Below are 20,132 nucleotides of genomic sequence, written 5' to 3' on the forward strand. Positions count from 1 at the left end.
ACCGCTCCCCTTTCCCGCCACGAGAACGACAACTACATGAGCGAAGAGATCCTGATCAACATCACCCCGATGGAGTCCCGCGTGGCGGTGGTGGAAAACGGTGTGCTGCAGGAAGTGCACGTCGAGCGCACCCAGCGCCGCGGCATCGTCGGCAACATCTACAAGGGCAAGGTGGTGCGCGTGCTGCCGGGCATGCAGGCGGCCTTCGTCGACATCGGCCTGGAGCGCGCCGCCTTCATCCACGCCTCGGAAATCTCCAGCCGCGAGGGCCATGCGGTGGAGAGCATCAGCGCCCTGGTCCACGAGGGGCAGAGCCTGGTGGTGCAGGTGACCAAGGACCCGATCGGCACCAAGGGCGCGCGGCTGACCACCCAGCTGTCGATCCCCTCGCGCTACCTGGTGTACATGCCGCGCACCAGCCACGTCGGCATCTCGCTGAAGATCGAGGGCGAGGCCGAGCGCGAGCGGCTCAAGCAGGTGGTGGCCAGCTGCGTGGCCGCCGAGGGCATCGAGGAGCAGGGTGGTTTCATCCTGCGCACCGCCGCCGAGGGCGCCGGCTACGACGAGATCCTCGCCGACATCCGCTACCTGCGCCGCCTGTGGGAGCAGATTTCCAGCCAGATGCAGAGCGCCGGCGCGCCCTCGGTGATCTACGAGGACCTGTCGCTGGCCCTGCGCACCCTGCGCGACCTGGTCAGCCCGCGCACCGAGAAGATCCGCATCGACTCGCGGGAGACCTTCCAGAGGGTCGGCCTGTTCGTCGGCGAGCTGATGCCGGAGGTGGCCGACCGCCTCGAGCACTATCCCGGCGAGCGGCCGATCTTCGACCTGTACGGCGTCGAGGACGAGATCCAGAAGGCGCTGGAGCGCAAGGTGCTGCTCAAGTCCGGCGGCTACCTGATCATCGACCCGGCCGAGGCGATGACCACCATCGACGTCAACACCGGCGCCTTCGTCGGCCATCGCAACCTCGAGGAAACCATCTTCAAGACCAACCTCGAGGCGGCCACCGCCATCGCCCGCCAGCTGCGCCTGCGCAACCTCGGCGGGATCATCATCATCGACTTCATCGACATGGAAGACGAGGAGCACCGCCGCCAGGTGCTGCGCACCCTGGAGAAGATGCTCGAGCGCGACCATGCCAAGACCAACATCATCGGCATCACCGAGCTGGGCCTGGTGCAGATGACCCGCAAGCGCACCCGCGAGAGCCTGCAGCAGGTGCTCTGCGAGCCCTGCCCGAGCTGCCAGGGACGCGGCCAGCTGAAGACCGCGGAGACCGTGTGCTACGAGATCTTCCGCGAGATCCTGCGCGAGGCGCGCGCCTACCAGGCCGAAGGCTACCTGGTGCTGGCCAACGACAAGGTGGTGGGCCGCCTGCTCGACGAGGAGTCGGGTAACGTCGCCGATCTGGAGGCCTTCATCGGCCGGCCGATCCGCTTCCAGGTGGAAAGCGAGTATTCCCAGGAGCAGTTCGATGTGGTGCTGCTCTGAGGGGAACACCTGACATGTCCGTCAGCGGCCGCTGGCTGGCCCGGCTGCTCGACGCCCTGTTCGTCGGCGTAGCGCTGGCGCTGCTGCTGACCGCGCTCTACGTCAGCCTCGGCCGCGCGCTGGTGCCGCTGGTGGCCGAATACCGCGGCGAGCTGGAGCGCCGGGCCGGCGCCGCGCTCGGCCAGCCGCTGCACGTCGGCACCCTCGAGGGCCGCTGGCAGGGACTGGCGCCGCTGCTGGTGCTGCGCGACCTGCAGCTGCAGCTGGACGGCGAGGCGCTGCACCTCGACCAGTTGCGCGTGGTGCCGGACGTGCTGGCCAGCCTGCGCACGCGCAGCCTGCGCATCGCCCGCCTGGAGCTGGAGGGGCTGCAGCTCGGCCTGCAGGAGCAGGCCGACGGCCGCTGGCGGCTCAAGGGGCTGCGCCCGCTCGATCCGGCGGCGCCGCCGCTCGATCCGGCGAAGATCCTCGCCCTGCTGCTGGCGCCGGGCGAGGTGCGCCTGCTCGACAGCCGGCTGAGCATCGAGACCCGCAGCGGCGAGGTGCTTGCCCTCAACTACCTCGGCTTCACTCTCGAGAACCGGGGCAGCGCCCAGCGGCTCGACGGCCGCCTGCTGCTGCCCGACGGCCAGCCGCTGAGCTGGCGACTGCACAGCCGCCTGCGCGCCGAGGACTGGCGCGCGGCCTCCGCGCAGCTCTACCTCAGCCTGCCGCAGAGCGACTGGGCGCCCTGGCTGGCCGAGCGCCTGCCTGCCGGCTGGCAGCTGCCGCGCCTGCAGCTCGGCGGCGAGCTGTGGCTGGACTGGGCCGCCGGCCAGGCCCAGCGCGCCGCGCTGCGCCTGCATGCCCCGCAGCTCGACGTGCGGCCTGCGCCGCGCAGCCTGGCCGAATTCCGCGACCTGGCGCTGACCGCCCACTTCGCGCGCGAGGCGCAGGGCTGGCGCCTGCTGGTCGAGGAGCTGGCCGGCAGTTTCGCCGGCGAGCGGCTCAATCCCGGCCAGCTGCAGCTGCGTCGTCTCGCGGCGGACGATACCTGGCTGCTGCAGGCCGAGCGGCTCAACCTCGCGCCGCTGGCCAGCCTGGTCCGCGGCCTGGCGCCGCTGCCGGACAAGGCGGTGGAGATCCTCGCCAGTCTGGCGCCGCACGGCCGGCTGCGCGACCTGCGCGCCGAAGTTCGCCCGCGGGGCGAGGGGCTGCCGGAGGTCGAGTACGACCTGCGCCTGGACCGGGTCGGCGTCAGCGCCTGGCACGGCGTGCCGGCGCTGGAAAACGTCAGCGGCAGCCTCAGTGGCAGTCTCGCCGGCGGCGAGCTGCGCCTGGACGCCAACGACTTCATGCTGCACCTCGACACCCTGTTCCCCGAGCCCTGGCGCTACCGGCGAGCCCGGGCGCGGCTGGAGTGGCGCCTGGATGCCGAGGCCTTCACCCTGTCCAGCGCGCTGATGCGCCTGTCGGGCGAGGAGGGCGAGCTGGCCGGCAACATGCTGATCCGTCTGCGCCGCGACCCGGCTGCCGAGGACTACATGGACCTGCAGGTCGGTCTGCGCCAGGGCGATGCGCGCTACACCGGGCGCTACCTGCCGACCCGTTCGCCGGGCCTGAGTGCGCCGCTGGCCGAGTGGCTGCAGACGGCGATCAAGGGCGGGGCGATCGAGCAGGGGCTGTTCGTCTACCAGGGCTCGCTGAACAAGGGCGCCTCGCCGCAGGCGCGCGCGCTGGGTCTGTACTTCCAGGTGCGCGATGCCGAGCTGGCCTACCAGCCCGCCTGGCCGCCGCTGCGCCAGCTCGACGGCGAGGTGTTCGTCGAGGACAGCGGCGTGCGCGTGCGTGCACCGACCGCTCGGGTGCTCGACAGTCGGCTGCGCGACGTGCAGGCGCAGGTGAAGCTGGGCAGCCGGCGCGGGCCGCGCCTGACGGTCGACGGCCAGGTGCACGCCAGCCTCGGCGATGGCCTGAAGATCCTCCAGGACACCCCGCTGGGCGAGCGGCAGACCTTCGCCGGCTGGCAGGGCGAGGGTCCGCTGGACGGCCGCCTGCAGCTGGACATCCCGCTGGCGCGCCAGGCCGGCGCCCTGCGTGCGGTGGTCGACTTCGCCACCGAGGATGCGCGCCTGCAGCTGCCGCAGCCGGCGCTGGAGCTGCAGCAGCTTCGCGGCAGCTTCCGCTACGACACGGCCCGCGGCCTGAGTGCGGCGGATATCCGCGGCCGCGCCTTCGACCGCCCGCTGCGGGCGGCGATCGAGGCGCGCGGCCAGCCCGGCAAGCCGCTGTCACGGCTGGACGTGCGCAGCAGCATCGCCGTCGAGCGTCTGGCCAGCTGGCTGGGCGCTGCGCCGGCGGAGGTTCCCGCCAGTGGCGAGCTGCCCTATCGGCTGTGGCTGGATCTCGATTTCGGCGAAGCCAGCCAGTTGCGGGTCAGCTCCGACCTGCGCGGCACCCGCATCGATCTGCCGGCGCCGCTGGGCAAGCCGGCCGAGGAGACGCGCAGCGCCAGCTGGAGCATGACCCTGGGCGGCGCCGAGCGCCGCTACGAGCTGAGCTACGCGGGACTGGCCAGCCTCGCCCTGGTCGCGCCGCCCGGCCGGCTGGCCGGTGGGCGTGGCGAGCTGCGTCTGGGCGGCGAGGCCGCGCAGATCCCCCGCGAGCTGGGCCTGCACGTCCGCGGCCGGCTGAGCGAATTCGACTGGCCGGCCTGGCAGGCGCTGCAGGCGCGCCGGGGCGGCGGGCAGGCGGGCGAGCTGCTGCAGTCGGCCGAGCTGGAACTGGCGCGCTTCACGGCCGGCAGCCTGAGCCTCGAGCAGCTCAGGGTCGGCCTGCGGCGCGGCGGACGCAACTGGCGTCTGCGTCTGGAGAATCCGCAGCTGCTCGGCGAGGTGGTGATTCCGCCGGCCGCCAGCGCGCCGCTGCGCATCGAGCTGCAGCGCCTGCGCCTGCCGGCGCGCGAGTCGGCGGTGGAGAAGGCCCGGCGCGAGGCGGCCGGTATCGCCGCCAGCGACCCGCTGGCCGCGCTCGACCCGCGCAGCCTGCCGGCGATGGACGTGAGCATCCAGGCCCTCTACCTCGGTGAGGAGCGCCTCGGCCGCTGGCATTTCCGCAGCCGCCCGAGCGGCAGCGGCGCGCGCTTCGACCAGCTCGACCTCGATCTCAAGGGCCTGCGCCTGGACGGCAGCCTCGACTGGCAGGGCACGGGCATGGCCAGCCGCACCGCGTATCGCGGTCGTCTGAGCGGCGGCGACTTGAGCGACGTGCTGCTGGCCTGGGGCTATGCACCGAGCATCACCAGTCGCGACTTCCAGGTCGACATCGACGGCAGCTGGCCGGGCTCGCCGGCCATGGCCGGGCTCAGGCACTTCAGCGGCAGCCTGGTGGCGCAGGCGCGCCAGGGCCAGTTGCTGGAGGTGGAGGGCGGCGCCGCGGCGCTGCGGGTGTTCGGCCTGCTCAACTTCAACGCCCTCGGCCGGCGCCTGCGCCTTGACTTCTCCGACCTGCTCGGCCGCGGGCTGGCCTACGATCGCATCGGGGGGAGTCTGGCGGGCACCGACGGCGTGCTGCTGACCCGCGAGCCGCTGGTGCTCGACGGGCCGTCGACCCGCCTGGAGCTGGACGGCCAGCTGGACATGGCCCAGGACCGCATCGCCGCCAAGTTGCGGGTGACCCTGCCGCTGTCCAACAACCTGCCGCTGGCCGCGCTGCTTGCTGGCGCGGCGCCGGTCGCCGGCGCGCTGTTCATCGTCGACCAGCTGGTCGGCGACCGCCTATCCCGGGTGGCCAGCGTCGACTACCGGGTCGATGGCCCCTGGCAGGACCCGCAGATCAGCCTGTTCGGCAGGCCGGCGAGGGACGCACGTTGAGGCGAATCCGGGTTAGGATGAAATCATGAGGCAGCAGGAGACGAGCATGGGCCGGGTGGCAGTCATCCAGATGGTCAGTCAGGCCGACGTGGCGAGCAATCTGGCGCGCGCCCGGATGCTGCTCGAGCAGGCGGCGCAGGAGGGGGCGCGGCTGGCCGTGCTGCCGGAGAACTTCGCCGCCATGGGCCGGCGCGATCTGGCCGAACTCGGTCGCGCCGAGGCCGCCGGCGAGGGGCCGCTGCTGCCCTGGCTCGTGGCCTGCGCCCGCGAGCTGGGCCTGTGGCTGGTGGCCGGTACCCTGCCGCTGCTGCCGGAAGGGCAGCGCGACGGCAAGCCGCACGCCTGCTCGCTGCTGATCGACAGCGACGGCCAGGTCGCCGCGCGCTACGACAAGCTGCACCTGTTCGACGTCGAGGTGGCCGACAGCCGCGGCAGCTACCGCGAGTCCGACGACTTCGCCCACGGCGAGCGCCTGGTGCTGGCCGACACCCCGGTGGGGCGCCTGGGCCTGACCGTGTGCTACGACCTGCGCTTTCCCGAACTGTACGGCGCCCTGCGCGCGGCCGGCGCCGAGCTGATCAGCGCGCCCTCGGCGTTCACCGCGGTGACCGGCGCGGCGCACTGGGAGATCCTCGTGCGCGCGCGGGCCATCGAAACCCAGTGCTACCTGCTGGCTGCCAACCAGGGTGGCCTGCACCCGGGGCCGCGGGAAACCTTCGGCCATTCGCTGATCGTCGATCCCTGGGGCGAGCCCCTGGCCCGCCAGCCGCGCGGCGAGGCGGTGCTGCTGGCCGATCTCGACCGCCCGGCGCAGGCGGCCATCCGCCGGCGCATGCCGGTGCATGCCCATCGCCGCCTGCATCCCGGGGCGCTGCAAACCAAGACCAAGGAGTCCCCATGAACACCCTGTCCTCCGTCAGCGCCCAGCTGCTGACTCCCGGTGGCCTCGGCCTCGAGCGCCTGCCGGTGCTGCTCGGCGAGCTGGCCGGTCCCGGCATCGATGCCGCCGACCTGTACTTCCAGAGCCAGGTGTCCGAGTCGTGGCTGCTCGAGGACGGCATCGTCAAGGAAGGCAGCTTCCACCTCGACCAGGGCGTCGGCGTGCGTGCCCAGTCCGGCGAGAAGACCGGCTTCGCCTACAGCAACAGCATCGAGGAGCATGCCCTGCGCCAGGCCATCGGCGCCGCCCGCTCGATCGCCCGTGCCGGCCAGCAGGGCCGCGTGCACACCCCGGCGGTGCAGGTGCCGCCGCGCCTGTACGGCGCCGACAACCCGCTGGAAGTGCTCAGCCGCGCCGAGAAGGTCGAGCTGCTCAAGCGCGTCGACCAGGCCACCCGCGCCCTCGATCCGCGCATCTCGCGGGTCACCGTCAGCCTGGCCGGCACCTGGGAGCAGGTGCTGGTGGCTGCTGCCGACGGCAGCCTGGGCGCCGACGTGCGTCCGCTGGTGCGCTTCAACGTCAGCGTGATCGTCGAGCAGGGCGGTCGCCGCGAGCGCGGCGCCCACGGCGGCGGCGGGCGCACCGACTACCGCTACTTCCTCGACAACGACCGCGCCATGGACTATGCCCGCGAGGCGGTACGCCAGGCGCTGGTCAACCTGGAGGCAATGCCGGCGCCGGCCGGCAGCCTGCCGGTGGTGCTCGGCAACGGCTGGAGCGGTGTGCTGCTGCACGAGGCGGTCGGCCACGGCCTGGAAGGCGACTTCAACCGCAAGGGCAGCTCGGCCTACAGCGGCCGGGTCGGCCAGCAGGTGGCTTCGAGCCTGTGCACCATCGTCGACGACGGCACCCTGGCGGGCCGTCGCGGCTCGCTGAGCCTCGACGACGAGGGCACGCCGACCCAGTGCACCACGCTGATCGAGAACGGCGTGCTCAGGGGCTACATGCAGGACAAGCTCAATGCCCGCCTGATGGGCGTCAGGCCGACCGGCAACGGCCGGCGCGAGTCCTACGCGCACCTGCCGATGCCGCGGATGACCAACACCTACATGCTGGCCGGGCAGAGCGAGCCGGAGGAGATCATCGCCTCGGTGAAGCGCGGCCTGTACTGCGCCAGCCTCGGCGGCGGCCAGGTGGACATCACCAGCGGCAAGTTCGTGTTCTCCACCAGCGAGGCCTACCTGATCGAGGACGGCCGCATCACTGCGCCGGTCAAGGGCGCGACGCTGATCGGCACCGGTCCGGAGGCGATGAGCCGGGTGTCGATGGTCGGCAACGACCTGGCGCTGGACAGCGGCGTCGGCACCTGCGGCAAGGACGGCCAGTCGGTGCCGGTGGGCGTCGGCCAGCCGACCCTGAAGATCGAGGCGATCACCGTCGGCGGCACCGGCGGCTGACACGTGGGGTGGGCAACTCGCGCAGCGATTGCCCAGCGGATGGAGCGGTGGAAGATCGCTGCGCGAGTTGCCCACCCTGCGATGACTGGGGAGGGTGCTCAGCGCAGGCCGCGCTTGACCTCGTCGAGGTCGCGCAGGTACTTGAACACCTTGCGCGCCGCCGCCGGCGGCTTGTTGTGCGCCGCCTCGTGCTGGGCGTGGCGGATCAGCTGGCGCAGGTGCTGGACGTCGGCCTCGGGATATTCGCCGAGCAGCGCCTCGAGGTCGCTGTCGCCACCGCCGACCAGTCGGTCGCGCCAGCGCTCGAGGGCGTGGAAGCGCTCGTTGTACTGGCGGGTGGAGGCGTCCATCTGGTCGAGCAGACCGGTGATGGCTTCGAGGTCCTGGCTGCGCATCAGCTTGCCGATGTACTGGATGTGGCGTTTGCGCGCGGCGTGGGCCTTGTGCTTGGGCGCCTCGAGCAGTGCCTTGAGCAGCATGTCGGAGAGCGGCAGGCGCTCGAGCTGCTCGGGCTTGAGGGTGGTCAGGCGCACGCCGAGGTCCTGCAGCGCATGCAGTTCGCGCTTGACCTGGGTTTTGCTCTTCTCTCCGGAGAAGTCGTCGTCGAATTGTTCAGACATGGGGTGGGTCCGCTGGGAAACGCCGCCATGATAACCACTCAAGGGGCCGCTTGTCCGGCCCGGCCGGCACGCCGGCGGGAAAACAGGAGCAGGACATGAATTCAGCCGTGGAAAGCGTGGGGCCGCAGGCCCTGCCGGGATTGCAGGAGCAGGTCGAGGCGATCCTCGCCGAGGCGCGCCGCCAGGGCGCCAGCGCCTGCGAGGTGGCGGTGTCGCTGGAGCAGGGGCTGTCCACCAGCGTGCGCCAGGGCGAGGTGGAGACGGTCGAGTTCAACCGCGACCGTGGCTTCGGCATCACCCTCTACCTCGGCCAGCGCAAGGGTTCGGCGAGCACCTCGGCGCAGGGCGAGAGCGCGATACGCGAGACCGTGGCGGCGGCGCTGGCCATCGCCCGTCACGCTTCCGAGGACGACTGCGCAGGCCTTGCCGACGCCGCACTGATGGCCCGCGAACTGCCCGATCTCGATCTGTACCATCCCTGGGCGATCGATCCGGAGCAGGCCATCGAGCAGGCGCTGGCCTGCGAGGCGGCGGCCTTCGCCGCCGATCCCAGGGTCACCCGCGCCGACGGTACCACCCTCAACACCCACCTGGGCTGCCGGGTGTACGGCAACAGCCACGGCTTCGTCGGCGGCTACGCCTCCAGCCGGCACAGCCTGAGCTGCGTGATGATCGCCGAGGGCGAAGGGCAGATGCAGCGCGACTACTGGTACGACGTCAGCCGCATCGGCAGCGAGCTGGCCAGTGCCGAGTCGATCGGCCGGCGCGCCGCCGAGCGCGCGGTGGCGCGCCTGGGCGCGCGGCCGGTGCCGACCTGCGAGGTGCCGGTGCTGTTCGCCGCCGAACTGGCCACCGGGCTGTTCGGCCACTTCCTCGCGGCGATCTCCGGCGGCAGCCTGTACCGCAAGGCCTCCTTCCTCGAGGGCGCGCTGGGCCAGACGCTGTTCCCCGACTGGCTGAGCCTCGACGAGCGTCCGCACCTGTCGCGCGGCATGGGCAGCGCCAGCTTCGACGGCGACGGCCTGGCCACCTATGCCAAGCCCTTCGTCGAAGGCGGCAAGCTGGTCTCCTATGCCCTCGGCACCTATTCCGGACGCAAGCTGGGCATGCCGAGCACCGCCAACGCCGGCGGCGTACACAACCTGTTCGTCAGCCACGGCAGCGAGGATCAGGCGGCGCTGATCCGCCGCATGGATCGCGGCCTGCTGGTCACCGAGCTGATGGGGCAGGGCCTCAACCTGGTCACCGGCGACTACTCGCGCGGTGCGGCGGGCTTCTGGGTGGAGAACGGGGTGATCCAGTTCCCGGTGCAGGAGGTGACCGTCGCCGGCAACCTGCGCGACATGTTCAGGGGCATCGTGGCGGTGGGCAGCGACCTGGAGACGCGCGGCAACGTGCGCAGCGGCTCGGTGCTGATCGAGAAGATGACGGTGGGTGGCAGCTGAGGTCGCTGCGGGGGAGGGCAGGAGGTTTCCTGCCCGTTCCTCGGGGGGGCGGAGCTATTCGCCTTCGTCGAAGTAGTTGTTGATCAGTTCGAGCAGGGCCTGCAGGGCTTCCTGCTCCTGCTCTCCCTCGGTACGCAGGTGGATCGGGGTGCCCTTGCCGGCGGCCAGCATCATCACCGACATGATGCTCTTGCCGTCCACCAGGCTGTCCGCCGAGCGACCGACCCGCACCTGGCAGGGGAAGCGCCCGGCCACGCCGACGAACTTGGCGGCGGCGCGGGCATGCAGGCCGAGCTTGTTGATGATGGTGACGTCGCAGGCTGGCATCGGGCGGGAAGTGTCCTGGTTACTTGAGGTCGCGGTGACGGATCTGCAGGTTGCCCAGGCTGTCGCGCAGCGCGGCGCCCAGGCGCTCGGCGAGGTACACCGAGCGGTGGTGGCCGCCGGTGCAGCCGATGGCCACGGTGACGTAGGCGCGGTTGCTGGCGGCGAAGCGCGGCAGCCACTTGCTGAGGTAGGCGAGCAGGTCCTGGTACATCTCCTCGACGTCCGGCTGGGCGTCCAGGTAGTCGCGCACCACCGCCTCGAGGCCGCTGTACTCGCGCAGGTCCGGCTTCCAGTAGGGATTGGGCAGGCAGCGCACGTCGAACACCAGGTCGGCGTCCACCGGCATGCCGCGCTTGAAGCCGAACGACTCGATCAGGAAGGCGGTGCCCGGCTGCGGCTTGTCCAGCAGGCGCAGCTTGAGGGTATCGCTGAGCTGGTAGAGGTTGAGGTTGGCGGTGTCGATCTTCAGGTCGGCCAGGTCGGCGATCGGCGCCAGCAGCTGGCGTTCGTCATCGATCGCCTCGCTCAGCGAGCGCTCATCGCTGGTCAGCGGGTGGCGCCGGCGGGTTTCCGAGAAGCGCTTGAGCAGGGTGGCGTTGTCGGCGTCCAGGTACAGCACGTCGCACTGGATGTTGCGCTGGCGCAGCTGGTCGAGCAGCTCGGGGAAACGGCGGAGCTGGCTGGGCAGGTTGCGTGCGTCGATGGACACCGCGACCTTGGGCTGCAGCAGTTCGGTCTGCAGCAGGGCGCGCTCGCCGAGGTCGGGCAGCAGGCTGGCGGGCAGGTTGTCGATGCAGTAGAAGCCGTTGTCCTCAAGTACGGCCAGGGCGGTGCTCTTGCCCGAGCCGGAGCGGCCGCTGACGATCACCAGGCGCATGGCTCAGCGTCCGTCCACGGTATCGAGCACCACCTGGTAGAGGTCGAATCCATCCCTGGCCTGGCGCAGGCGCTCTCGCACGTCGGCACGGTCGAGCAGGCCGGCGATCTGGCGCAGCAGCTCGAGGTGTTCCTCGGTGGCGGTTTCCGGCACCAAGAGGACGAACAGCAGGTCCACCGGCGCGCCGTCGAGGGCGTCGAAGTCTACCGGGGCATCCAGGCGCAGCAGGGCGCTGACCGGCACCGAGCAGCCGGCCAGGCGGCAGTGGGGGATGGCGATGCCATTGCCGAAGCCGGTGGAGCCGAGCTTCTCGCGGGCCACCAGGCTTTCGAAGATGTCATGTGCGTCGAGCCCGGGAATGTCCCGGGCTACGAGGTTGGCGATCTGCTCGAGAACGCGCTTCTTGCTGCCTCCCGGCACGTTCACCTGGGAACGGCCGGGGGTCAGGATGTGCTCTAGTCGAATCATCGGGGAATGATCAGCGGGCAGCGGCGCCCTGTTCGCGTTCGATCTGTTTTTCCTTGTGCTTGATCAGCTGGCGGTCCAGCTTGTCGGCCAGCAGGTCGATGGCGGCGTACATGTCCTCGTGCTCGGCGTTGGCGACCACTTCGCCGCCGGCAATATGCAGGGTCGCTTCGATCTTCTGCTTCAGTTTCTCCACCTGCATGATCACCTGGACGTTGGTGATCTTGTCGAAATGGCGCGCCAGGCGCTCGAATTTCTCGTTGACGTAGTCACGCAGAGTGTCGGTCACTTCCAGGTGTTGGCCACTGATATTGACTTGCATACCGCTTCTCCTTATTACCTACGTTGCTGGCGGGATATTCCCCGCCACCTGAATTCTGCTGCTCGAACGCTACACCAGTCGCTTGCGCTCGCTGGAGGGTGCAATGCCGAGGGACTCCCGGTATTTGGCGATGGTCCGGCGGGCCACTTGAATCCCCTGCTCTTCCAGTAAACCAGCGATCTTGCTGTCACTCAATGGCTTTTTCGGGTTTTCCGCCGCCACCAGTTTCTTGATGATGGCGCGGATCGCCGTCGACGAGCATTCGCCGCCCTCGGCGGTGCTGACGTGGCTGGAGAAAAAGTACTTGAGTTCGTAGATGCCGCGCGGGGTGTGCATGTACTTCTGCGTGGTGACCCGCGAGATGGTCGACTCGTGCATGCCCACCGCCTCGGCGATGTCGTGCAGCACCAGCGGCTTCATCGCCTCCTCGCCGTACTCGAGAAAGCCGCGCTGCTGCTCGACGATCTGGGTGGCGACCTTCATCAGCGTCTCGTTGCGGCTGAGCAGGCTCTTGATGAACCAGCGCGCTTCCTGCAGCTGGTTGCGCATGTAGGTGTTGTCGGCGCTGGAGTCGGCGCGGCGTACCAGGCCGGCATAGTGCGGGTTGACCCGCAGGCGCGGCATGGCGTCGGGGTTGAGCTCGACCAGCCAGCGCTCGTTGTCCTTGCGCACGATCACGTCGGGGACCACGTACTCGGCCTCGCCGGCCTCGATCTGTGCGCCGGGACGCGGGTTGAGGCGCTGGATCAGCTCGACCACCTGGCGCAGCTCGTCCTCCTTCAGGCGCAGGCGCCGCATCAGCTGGGCGTAGTCGCGGCTGCCGAGCAGGTCGAGGTGGTCGCGGGCGACGCGGCGCGCCTCGTCCAGCCAGGGGGTGTCGGCTGGCAGCTGCTTCAGCTGCAGCAGCAGGCACTCGCTGAGGTCGCGTGCGCCGATGCCCAGTGGCTCGAACTGCTGCACGCGGTGCAGGACCATTTCCACCTCGTCCAGCTCGATGCCCAGTTCAGGGTCGAGGGAGTCGAGGATCTCCTCGAGGCTTTCCTCGAGATAGCCGTCGTTGTTGATGGCGTCGATGATCGACATGGCGATCAGCCGGTCGCTGTCGCTCATCGGCGCCAGGTTGAGCTGCCAGAGCAGGTGGCTGTGCAGGCTCTCGCCGGAGGAGGTGCGGGCGGTGAAGTCCCACTCGTCGTCCTCGCTGCTCGGCAGGCTGCTGGCGCTGGTCTGGTAGATGTCCTCCCAGGCGGTATCCACCGGCAGCTCGCTGGGGATGCGCTCCTCCCACTGGCCCTCGTCGAGACTGTCGGGGTCGCGCTCGGTGGTGGCGACCGTGCTGTCGTGGCTGGCGCCGGAGGAGGGGCCTTCGCTCTCCGCCAGCGGGTCGCTGCTGTCGAAGTCGTCGCCGTCTTCCTGTCGCTCGAGCATCGGGTTGGAGTCGAGGGCTTCCTGGATTTCCTGCTGCAGGTCGAGGGTCGACAGCTGGAGCAGACGAATGGCTTGTTGCAGCTGCGGTGTCATCGTCAGCTGCTGGCCCATCTTGAGGACTAGCGAGTGTTTCATGGCTTGGGAGTTGGCACCTTGGGTCTGCCAGCGCCTGCGCGCTGTCCACTGCTGGGCGCCGGGGCGCCGCGGTTAGCAAATTATATGCCCGATATTTGCGGCTTTGCCTAGGCTTGACAGTCGCCCGAAAAGGCGCAGTCGGGTGGGGGCGCCCGGCAGAGGGCGGGCGCGGACGGGGTGCGCTGCCGGCGGCCTACAGGCGGAACTCGTGGCCCAGGTAGACGTCCTTGACCAGCTGGTTGGCGAGGATGCTCTCGGCATCGCCTTCGGCGATCAGCTGGCCGGCATTGACGATGTAGGCGGTCTCGCAGATGTCCAGGGTCTCGCGCACGTTGTGATCGGTGATCAGCACGCCGATGCCGCGTTCCTTGAGGTGGTGGATGATCTGCTTGATGTCGCCCACCGAGATCGGGTCGACCCCGGCGAAGGGTTCGTCGAGGAGGATGAACTTGGGATCGCTGGCCAGGGCGCGGGCGATCTCCACCCGGCGGCGTTCGCCGCCGGACAGGCTCATGCCCAGGCTGTCGCGGATGTGGCTGATGTGGAACTCCTGCAGCAGGCTTTCCAGCGCCTCGCGCCGTGCGGCGCGGTCGAGGTCCTTGCGCGTCTCGAGGATGGCCATGATGTTGTCGGCCACCGTCAGCTTGCGGAAGATCGACGCCTCCTGCGGCAGGTAGCCGATGCCGGCGCGGGCGCGGCCGTGCATCGGCAGGTGGGTGACGTCCTGCTCGTCGATCAGCACGCGACCCTGGTCGGCATGCACCAGGCCGACGATCATGTAGAAGCAGGTGGTCTTGCCGGCGCCGTTGGGGCCGAGCAGGCCGACGATCTGCCCGCTGTCGATCGACAGGCTGACGTCGCGCACCACGGCGCGTCCCTTGTAGCTCTTGGCCAGGTGCTGGGCGATCAGGGTGCTCATGGGGTGTTCTGCTCCGGCTCGGCCTTCTTGCGCGGCTGGATGACCATGTCGATGCGCGCGCGCGGCGTGGTCACCTTGCTGCCGGTGGCGCGCCCGGCGTTGACGATCTGGCGCTGGGTGTCGTAGACGATCTTCTCGCCTTCGAAGGTGTTGCCTTCCTGGACCACCTTGGCCTGGTCGATCAGCACGATGCGCTCGTTGGCGGCGAAGTACTGGATGGTCAGGCCGTAGGCCTTGACCAGCGGCTTGTCGGCGGCCGGCTGCTGCTCGTAGTAGGCCGGCTTGCCGGTCGCGGTGAACACCTCGATGTCGCCGCTCTTGTCCTGGGTGATGGTCACGGTGTCGCCGGTGATCTTCAGGCTGCCCTGGGTGATCACCACGCCGCCGCGGTACACGGCGACGCCCTGGGCGTCGTCCAGCTCGGCGCTGTCGGCCTGCACGCGGATCGGCTGGTTGCGGTCGCTCGGCAGGGACCAGGCCGGCGCGCCGGCCAGCAGGATGCCCAGACCGAAGAGGAGGGGAAGGGGGTTAGCGAACCTCATGCTGTCCTCGCACATTGGATTTCAGGAGCATCCGGCTTTCGTTGAGATAGGCCTGCAGGCCGGAGGCGGTGGTCACGCCGTTGGCGGCCTCGATACGCACCGGCTGGGACGTCTCGGCGTACTCCCGCTCGGGAAACACGCTCAGACGGGATGTGGTGAGCAGGATGGGGCGGCCCTTGGCGTCGCTGCGCTCCACGCGCACGCCGTCGAGCAGGTCGACCTGCACGCCGCCGGGCGACACCTCGCCGCGCTCGCTCAGCACGTGCCAGGGGTAGGCGCTGCCGCGGTACAGGCGCAGTTCCGGGCGGGTCAGGCGGGTGACGTCGCTGCTCTGCAGGTGTTCCAGGTGCTCGGCGCTCAGGCGGTAGTGCAGGGCGCCGTCGGCCTGGAACTGCACGCTGCGGGCGTTCTCCGCATAGAAGTCGATGGCGTCCTCGGCCGGCGCCGAGACGCTGCGGGTCATGAAGCTTTCCGGGCGGATGTTCCAGTAGCCGATGGCCGCCAGCAGGGTGGCCAGCAGGGCGAACGGCAGGAAGGTGCGCAGGGTGGGATTCATCGGGGATCCGTCACAGGTAGGCGGCCTGGGCCGCCTCCAGCGTGCCCTGGGCGCGCATGATCAGTTCGCAGAACTCGCGGGCGGCGCCTTCGCCGCCGCGGGCCTGGGTCACCGCCGCCGCATGCTGGCGGACGAAGGCGTCGGCGCTGGCCACCGCCATGCCGAGGCCGACCCGGCGGATCACCGGCAGGTCGGGCAGGTCGTCGCCCAGATAGGCGACCTGCTCGTATGAGAGTCCCAGTTCGGCCAGCAGTTCATCGAGTACCACCAGCTTGTCCTCGCGGCCCTGCACCAGGTGCTGAATGCCGAGGTTCTTCGCCCGCCGCTCGACCACCGGAGCGCTGCGGCCGCTGATGATCGCGGTGCGCACCCCGGAGTTGATCAGCATCTTGATGCCGTGGCCGTCGAGGGTGTTGAAGGTCTTGAACTCGCCGCCCTCGGGCAGGAAGTACAGCTTGCCGTCGGTCAGCACGCCGTCGACGTCGAAGATCGCCAGGCGGATGGCGCGGGCGCGTTGCAGCAGTTCGTCGTTCATCACATCACTCCGGCGCGCAGCAGGTCGTGCATGTTCAGGGCGCCGACGGCGCGCTGGTCCGCGTCCACCGCCACCAGGGCGCTGATGCGGTTGTCCTCCATGATCTTCAGCGCCTCGGCGGCGAGCATGTCCGGGCGCACGGTCTTGCCGCCGGCGGTCATCAGTTCGTCGATCGACGCCTGGCGCACGTCGACGCCGCGGTCCAGGGCGCGGCGCAGGTCGCCGTCGGTGAAGATCCCGGCCAGGCGGCCGTCGGGCTCGGTGATCACGGTCATGCCCAGGCCCTTGCGGGTCATCTCCAGCAGTGCCTCGCGCAGCGGCGTGCCGCGCGGCACGCAGGGCAGGCGCTCGCCGTCGTGCATGATGTTCTCCACCTTGAGCAGCAGGCGGCGGCCCAGGGCGCCCCCCGGATGGGAGAAGGCGAAGTCCTCGGCGGTGAAGCCGCGCGCTTCCAGCAGGGCGATGGCCAGGGCGTCGCCGAGCACCAGCGAGACGGTGGTCGAGGAGGTCGGCGCCAGGTTCAGCGGGCAGGCCTCCTGGGCCACGCCGGCATCCAGGTTGACCGCCGCGGCCTGGGCCAGCGGCGAGTCGGGGTTGCCGGTCATGCTGATCAGGGTGATGCCCAGGCGCTTGATCAGCGGCAGCAGGGTGACGATCTCGGCGGTGCTGCCCGAGTTGGACAGCGCCAGCACCACGTCGTCGCGGGTGATCATGCCCATGTCGCCGTGGCTGGCCTCGGCGGGGTGGACGAAGAAGGCGGTGGTGCCGGTGCTGGCCAGGGTCGCGGCGATCTTGCGGCCGATGTGGCCGGACTTGCCCATGCCGACCACCACCACGCGGCCCTTGCAGGCCAGCAGCAGTTCGCAGGCGCGCACGAAGTCGCCGTTGATCCGCGCAAGCAGGTCGTTCACGGCGTCCAGTTCCATACGGATGGTGCGCTGGGCGGATTGGATGAAGGACGGCGTCTGGGTCATGGGCGCAGGCACGGTTGGCTGATCAAGCGAACGATTATACCGACAAACCGGCGACCGCTCATCATCTGCCGTTGCCTCGGCGGCGCGGTGCTTGGGCGCGTCCGGCCGGCGGTGTATAGTGCGCGCCTATTCGGCCAGCGGCTGCCGGATGTCCCTGCCTAGGGTTCGGGCGTCTGCACGGAAGGCCGGCACGCAAGGAGTTCCGATGACTAGCGACAACGCGTATGCCGTCGAGCTGAAGGGGGTGACCTTCAGGCGCGGCACGCGCACCATCTTCGATAATGTGAACCTGAGCATCCCGCGCGGCAAGGTCACCGGCATCATGGGCCCCTCCGGCTGCGGCAAGACCACCCTGCTGCGCCTGATCGGCGCCCAGCTGCGCCCGGCCAGCGGCCAGGTGATCGTCAACGGCCACAATCTGCCGCAGCTGTCGCGCCGCGAACTGTTCGACATGCGCAAGCAGATGGGCGTGCTGTTCCAGAGCGGCGCGCTGTTCACCGATCTCGACGTGTTCGAGAACGTCGCCTTCCCGCTGCGCGTGCACACCCGCCTCCCCGAGGAGATGATCCGCGACATCGTGCTGATGAAGCTGCAGGCGGTCGGCCTGCGCGGCGCCATCGAACTGATGCCCGACGAGCTGTCCGGCGGCATGAAGCGCCGCGTGGCGCTGGCGCGGGCGATCGCCCTGGACCCGCAGATCCTCATGTACGACGAGCCCTTCGTCGGCCAGGATCCCATCGCCATGGGGGTGCTGGTGCGCCTGATCCGCCAGCTCAACGATGCCCTCGGGCTGACCAGTATCGTGGTGTCCCACGACCTGGCCGAGACCGCCAGCATCGCCGACTACCTGTACGTGGTCGGCGACAGCCAGGTGCTCGGCCAGGGCACTCCGGCCGAACTCATGGAGTCCGATAACCCGCGCATCCGCCAGTTCATGCAGGGCATCGCCGACGGGCCGGTACCCTTCCACTATCCCGCGGCCGACTACCGCCGCGACCTGCTGGGAGAGCCCTGATGCGCAGGACTCCGTTGATCGAGCGCGTGCGCCTGCTCGGTCGCTCCGGCCTCGACGTGCTCGAGGCCCTCGGCCGCTCGACCCTGTTCCTCGGCCATGCCCTGTTCGGCCGCAACGGCGCCGGCAGTTTCCTGCAGCTGCTGGTCAAGCAGCTGTATGCGGTCGGCGTGCTGTCGCTGGCGATCATCATCGTCTCCGGCATCTTCATCGGCATGGTGCTGGCCCTGCAGGGCTACAACATCCTGGTGGACTTCGCCTCCGAGGAGGCGGTCGGCCAGATGGTCGCCCTGACCCTGCTGCGCGAGCTGGGCCCGGTGGTCACCGCGCTGCTGTTCGCCGGGCGTGCCGGCTCGGCGCTGACCGCCGAAATCGGCAACATGAAGTCCACCGAGCAGCTGTCCAGCCTGGAGATGATCGGCGTCGACCCGCTCAAGTACATCATCGCCCCGCGCCTGTGGGCCGGCTTCATCTCCATGCCGCTGCTCTCGGCGATCTTCACCGTGGTCGGCATCTGGGGTGGGGCGATGGTCGCGGTGGACTGGCTCGGCGTCTACGAGGGCTCCTACTGGGGCAACATGCAGCGCAGCGTGGAGCTCCAGGGCGACGTGCTCAACGGCGTGATCAAGAGCCTGGTGTTCGCCGTGGTGGTGACCTGGATCGCGGTGTTCCAGGGCTACGACTGCGAGCCGACCTCCGAGGGCATCAGTCGCGCCACCACCCGCACCGTGGTCTACGCCTCGCTGGCCGTGCTCGGCCTCGACTTCATCCTTACCGCTCTGATGTTTGGAGACTTCTGATGCAATCCCGCTCCCTGGAAATCGGCGTCGGCCTGTTCCTCCTCGCCGGCCTGCTGGCCCTGCTGCTGCTGGCCCTGCGCGTCAGCGGTCTGACCATCGGCTCGGCGCAGGACACCTACCGCGTCTACGCCTACTTCGACAACACCGCCGGGGTCAGCCCGCGCGCCAAGGTGACCATGGCCGGGGTGACCATCGGCAAGGTGGTGGCCGTCGATCTCGACCACGACAGCTTCATGGGGCGTGTGACCATGGAACTCGACGGGCGCGTCAACAATCTACCTACCGATTCCACCGCGTCGATCCTCACCGCCGGGCTGCTCGGCGAGAAGTACATCGGCATCAGCATCGGTGGCGAGGAGCAGGTGCTGGCCGACGGCGGGGTGATCCGCGATACCCAGTCGGCCCTGGTGCTGGAGGATCTGATCGGCAAGTTCCTGCTCAACTCCGTCAACAAAGAACCCGCCAAGCAATAAAGGACATCCGTCATGCTCAAGATCCTGCGACGCAGCCTGCTGGTGCTGCTGGCCTGCCTGCCCTTCGCCGGCCATGCCGCCGCCACTCCGCAACAGGTGGTGCAGGCCACCACGGACAAGGTGCTGGGCGAGCTGAACAGCAAGCGCGAGCAGTTCAGGCAGGACCCGGAGGCCTTCTACCAGGCCCTCGATGGCATTCTCGGCCCGGTGGTCGACTTCGACGGCTTCGCCCGCGGGGTGATGACCGTGCGCTACAGCCGCCAGGCCTCGCCGCAGCAGATGCAGGCCTTCGTCGACAACTTCAAGCGCAGCCTGGTGAAGTTCTACGGCGGCGCCCTGCTCGAGTACGACAACCAGGAGATCCGCATGCTGCCGGCGGTGGCGTCCCGCGAGCCGGGGCGCGCCTCGGTGAACATGGAGGTGGTCGGTCGCACGGGCGCCATCTACCCGGTGACCTACACCCTGGAGCAGAAGGACGGCGCCTGGAAGGTGCGCAACGTGATCATCAACGGCATCAACATCGGCAAGCTGTTCCGCGACCAGTTCGCCGAGTCGATGCGCAGCAACGGCAACGATCTGGACAAGGTCATCTCCACCTGGGGCGACGCCGTGGCGCGCGCCCAGGAGTCCGTCAACGTCAAGGGCGACCAGCAGTGAGTCCGGGCGCGCTGCGGGCGGTGCCGCCGGACGGGCTGGCCCTGGACGGCGTGATCGACATGCACGTGGGCAGCGAGCTGCGCGCCGCCGGCCGCCGCCTGCTGGCCGACAGCCCGGCCGGCCGCGTCTGGATCGACTGTGCCGGCATCACCCACAGCAGCAGCGTCGGCCTCTCGCTGCTGCTGTGCCTGCTGCGCGATGCCCGGGCGACCGGCAAGACCCTGCAGATCCGCAACCTGCCCGAGGACATGCGGCAGATCGCCGAGGTCTACGGGGTGCTCGAGCTGCTGCCGCTCGCCGGCTGAGCGGGCGGGCGCAGGGTTCGCAGGCCAAGGGCTTTTTTGTATGATGGCCGGCTCCCATGCC

The 20,132-nt window shown here is 69.6% G+C and carries 21 protein-coding genes; 10 read left to right on the top strand and 11 right to left on the bottom strand.

Features of this window, described 5'->3' with window-relative positions:
• Window positions 1-36: 36 nt before the first annotated feature.
• From rng to tldD, 4 genes are read left to right on the top strand one after another with little or no spacing between them, the layout of a single operon-like run.
• A complete protein-coding gene (rng, locus tag SK095_RS19330) occupies window positions 37-1,494 on the top strand; it encodes a ribonuclease G (protein WP_320547202.1) in 1,458 nt (485 codons plus the stop codon).
• A 14-nt stretch (window positions 1,495-1,508) separates the two neighbouring features.
• Window positions 1,509-5,345, top strand: coding sequence for a YhdP family protein (locus SK095_RS19335; protein WP_320547203.1), 3,837 nt, complete (start codon window positions 1,509-1,511; stop codon window positions 5,343-5,345).
• 46 nt (window positions 5,346-5,391) lie between these two features.
• Window positions 5,392-6,246 (top strand): carbon-nitrogen hydrolase family protein, encoded by an 855-nt coding sequence (locus SK095_RS19340; protein WP_320548931.1) that lies wholly within the window; start codon window positions 5,392-5,394, stop codon window positions 6,244-6,246.
• A complete protein-coding gene (gene tldD / locus SK095_RS19345) occupies window positions 6,243-7,682 on the top strand; it encodes a metalloprotease TldD (RefSeq protein WP_320547204.1) in 1,440 nt (479 codons plus the stop codon). The genes SK095_RS19340 and tldD overlap by 4 nt, the downstream gene beginning before the upstream one ends.
• A gap of 98 nt (window positions 7,683-7,780) precedes the next feature.
• Here the strand turns inward: tldD and yjgA are convergent, their stop codons facing one another.
• Entirely contained in the window at window positions 7,781-8,302 is a 522-nt protein-coding gene (gene yjgA, locus SK095_RS19350; RefSeq protein ID WP_136488270.1) for a ribosome biogenesis factor YjgA, read from the bottom strand.
• Window positions 8,303-8,397: 95 nt separating this feature from the next.
• Here yjgA and pmbA point away from each other — a divergent pair, with 95 nt between their 5' ends.
• Window positions 8,398-9,747: a metalloprotease PmbA gene (gene pmbA / locus SK095_RS19355; RefSeq protein WP_320547205.1), complete on the top strand. Its 1,350-nt coding sequence runs from the start codon at window positions 8,398-8,400 to the stop codon at window positions 9,745-9,747.
• Window positions 9,748-9,801: 54 nt separating this feature from the next.
• Here pmbA and SK095_RS19360 read toward each other — a convergent pair whose 3' ends face one another.
• From SK095_RS19360 to SK095_RS19405, 10 genes are all read right to left on the bottom strand, one after another.
• Entirely contained in the window at window positions 9,802-10,074 is a 273-nt protein-coding gene (locus SK095_RS19360) for an HPr family phosphocarrier protein (RefSeq protein ID WP_201485157.1), read from the bottom strand.
• 19 nt (window positions 10,075-10,093) lie between these two features.
• The gene (gene rapZ / locus SK095_RS19365; protein WP_136488267.1) at window positions 10,094-10,951 is read right to left on the bottom strand and encodes an RNase adapter RapZ; all 858 of its coding nucleotides are present in this window, start codon (window positions 10,949-10,951) and stop codon (window positions 10,094-10,096) included.
• Window positions 10,952-10,954: 3 nt separating this feature from the next.
• Window positions 10,955-11,419 carry a PTS IIA-like nitrogen regulatory protein PtsN gene (gene ptsN, locus SK095_RS19370; protein ID WP_136488266.1) on the bottom strand — a complete coding sequence of 155 codons (465 nt, stop codon included), beginning with the start codon at window positions 11,417-11,419 and terminating at the stop codon, window positions 10,955-10,957.
• Between the two features lie 10 nt (window positions 11,420-11,429).
• Window positions 11,430-11,738 carry a ribosome hibernation-promoting factor, HPF/YfiA family gene (gene hpf / locus SK095_RS19375; RefSeq protein WP_136488265.1) on the bottom strand — a complete coding sequence of 103 codons (309 nt, stop codon included), beginning with the start codon at window positions 11,736-11,738 and terminating at the stop codon, window positions 11,430-11,432.
• Between the two features lie 69 nt (window positions 11,739-11,807).
• Entirely contained in the window at window positions 11,808-13,298 is a 1,491-nt protein-coding gene (locus SK095_RS19380; RefSeq protein ID WP_136488264.1) for an RNA polymerase factor sigma-54, read from the bottom strand.
• Between the two features lie 193 nt (window positions 13,299-13,491).
• Window positions 13,492-14,217 carry an LPS export ABC transporter ATP-binding protein gene (gene lptB / locus SK095_RS19385; RefSeq protein ID WP_136488263.1) on the bottom strand — a complete coding sequence of 242 codons (726 nt, stop codon included), beginning with the start codon at window positions 14,215-14,217 and terminating at the stop codon, window positions 13,492-13,494.
• Window positions 14,214-14,759: a lipopolysaccharide transport periplasmic protein LptA gene (lptA, locus tag SK095_RS19390; protein WP_136488262.1), complete on the bottom strand. Its 546-nt coding sequence runs from the start codon at window positions 14,757-14,759 to the stop codon at window positions 14,214-14,216. The genes lptB and lptA overlap by 4 nt, the downstream gene beginning before the upstream one ends.
• A complete protein-coding gene (gene lptC, locus SK095_RS19395; protein WP_320547206.1) occupies window positions 14,746-15,315 on the bottom strand; it encodes an LPS export ABC transporter periplasmic protein LptC in 570 nt (189 codons plus the stop codon). The genes lptA and lptC overlap by 14 nt, the downstream gene beginning before the upstream one ends.
• Window positions 15,316-15,325: 10 nt before the next feature.
• A complete protein-coding gene (locus tag SK095_RS19400) occupies window positions 15,326-15,850 on the bottom strand; it encodes an HAD family hydrolase (protein ID WP_320547207.1) in 525 nt (174 codons plus the stop codon).
• On the bottom strand, window positions 15,850-16,824 hold the full coding sequence (locus SK095_RS19405; RefSeq protein WP_320547208.1) for a KpsF/GutQ family sugar-phosphate isomerase: 975 nt from the start codon (window positions 16,822-16,824) through the stop codon (window positions 15,850-15,852). Before SK095_RS19405 ends, SK095_RS19400 begins: the two co-directional genes overlap by 1 nt.
• A 205-nt stretch (window positions 16,825-17,029) precedes the next feature.
• Between SK095_RS19405 and SK095_RS19410 the strand changes: the two genes are divergently transcribed.
• From SK095_RS19410 to SK095_RS19430, 5 genes are read left to right on the top strand one after another with little or no spacing between them, the layout of a single operon-like run.
• The gene (locus tag SK095_RS19410) at window positions 17,030-17,839 is read left to right on the top strand and encodes an ATP-binding cassette domain-containing protein (RefSeq protein ID WP_136488258.1); all 810 of its coding nucleotides are present in this window, start codon (window positions 17,030-17,032) and stop codon (window positions 17,837-17,839) included.
• Window positions 17,839-18,636, top strand: a complete 798-nt coding sequence (mlaE, locus tag SK095_RS19415) for a lipid asymmetry maintenance ABC transporter permease subunit MlaE (protein ID WP_136488257.1) — start codon at window positions 17,839-17,841, stop codon at window positions 18,634-18,636. The genes SK095_RS19410 and mlaE overlap by 1 nt, the downstream gene beginning before the upstream one ends.
• Window positions 18,636-19,109, top strand: coding sequence for an outer membrane lipid asymmetry maintenance protein MlaD (mlaD, locus tag SK095_RS19420; RefSeq protein WP_136488256.1), 474 nt, complete (start codon window positions 18,636-18,638; stop codon window positions 19,107-19,109). Before mlaE ends, mlaD begins: the two co-directional genes overlap by 1 nt.
• Window positions 19,110-19,121: 12 nt before the next feature.
• The gene (locus SK095_RS19425) at window positions 19,122-19,766 is read left to right on the top strand and encodes a phospholipid-binding protein MlaC (RefSeq protein WP_136488255.1); all 645 of its coding nucleotides are present in this window, start codon (window positions 19,122-19,124) and stop codon (window positions 19,764-19,766) included.
• Complete coding sequence (locus tag SK095_RS19430; protein WP_256658931.1) at window positions 19,763-20,071, top strand: lipid asymmetry maintenance protein MlaB; 309 nt, start codon at window positions 19,763-19,765, stop codon at window positions 20,069-20,071. Before SK095_RS19425 ends, SK095_RS19430 begins: the two co-directional genes overlap by 4 nt.
• Window positions 20,072-20,132 lie beyond the last annotated feature (61 nt).

The sequence above is a fragment of the Pseudomonas sp. AN-1 genome (assembly GCF_034057115.1).
Lineage (GTDB): Bacteria > Pseudomonadota > Gammaproteobacteria > Pseudomonadales > Pseudomonadaceae > Geopseudomonas.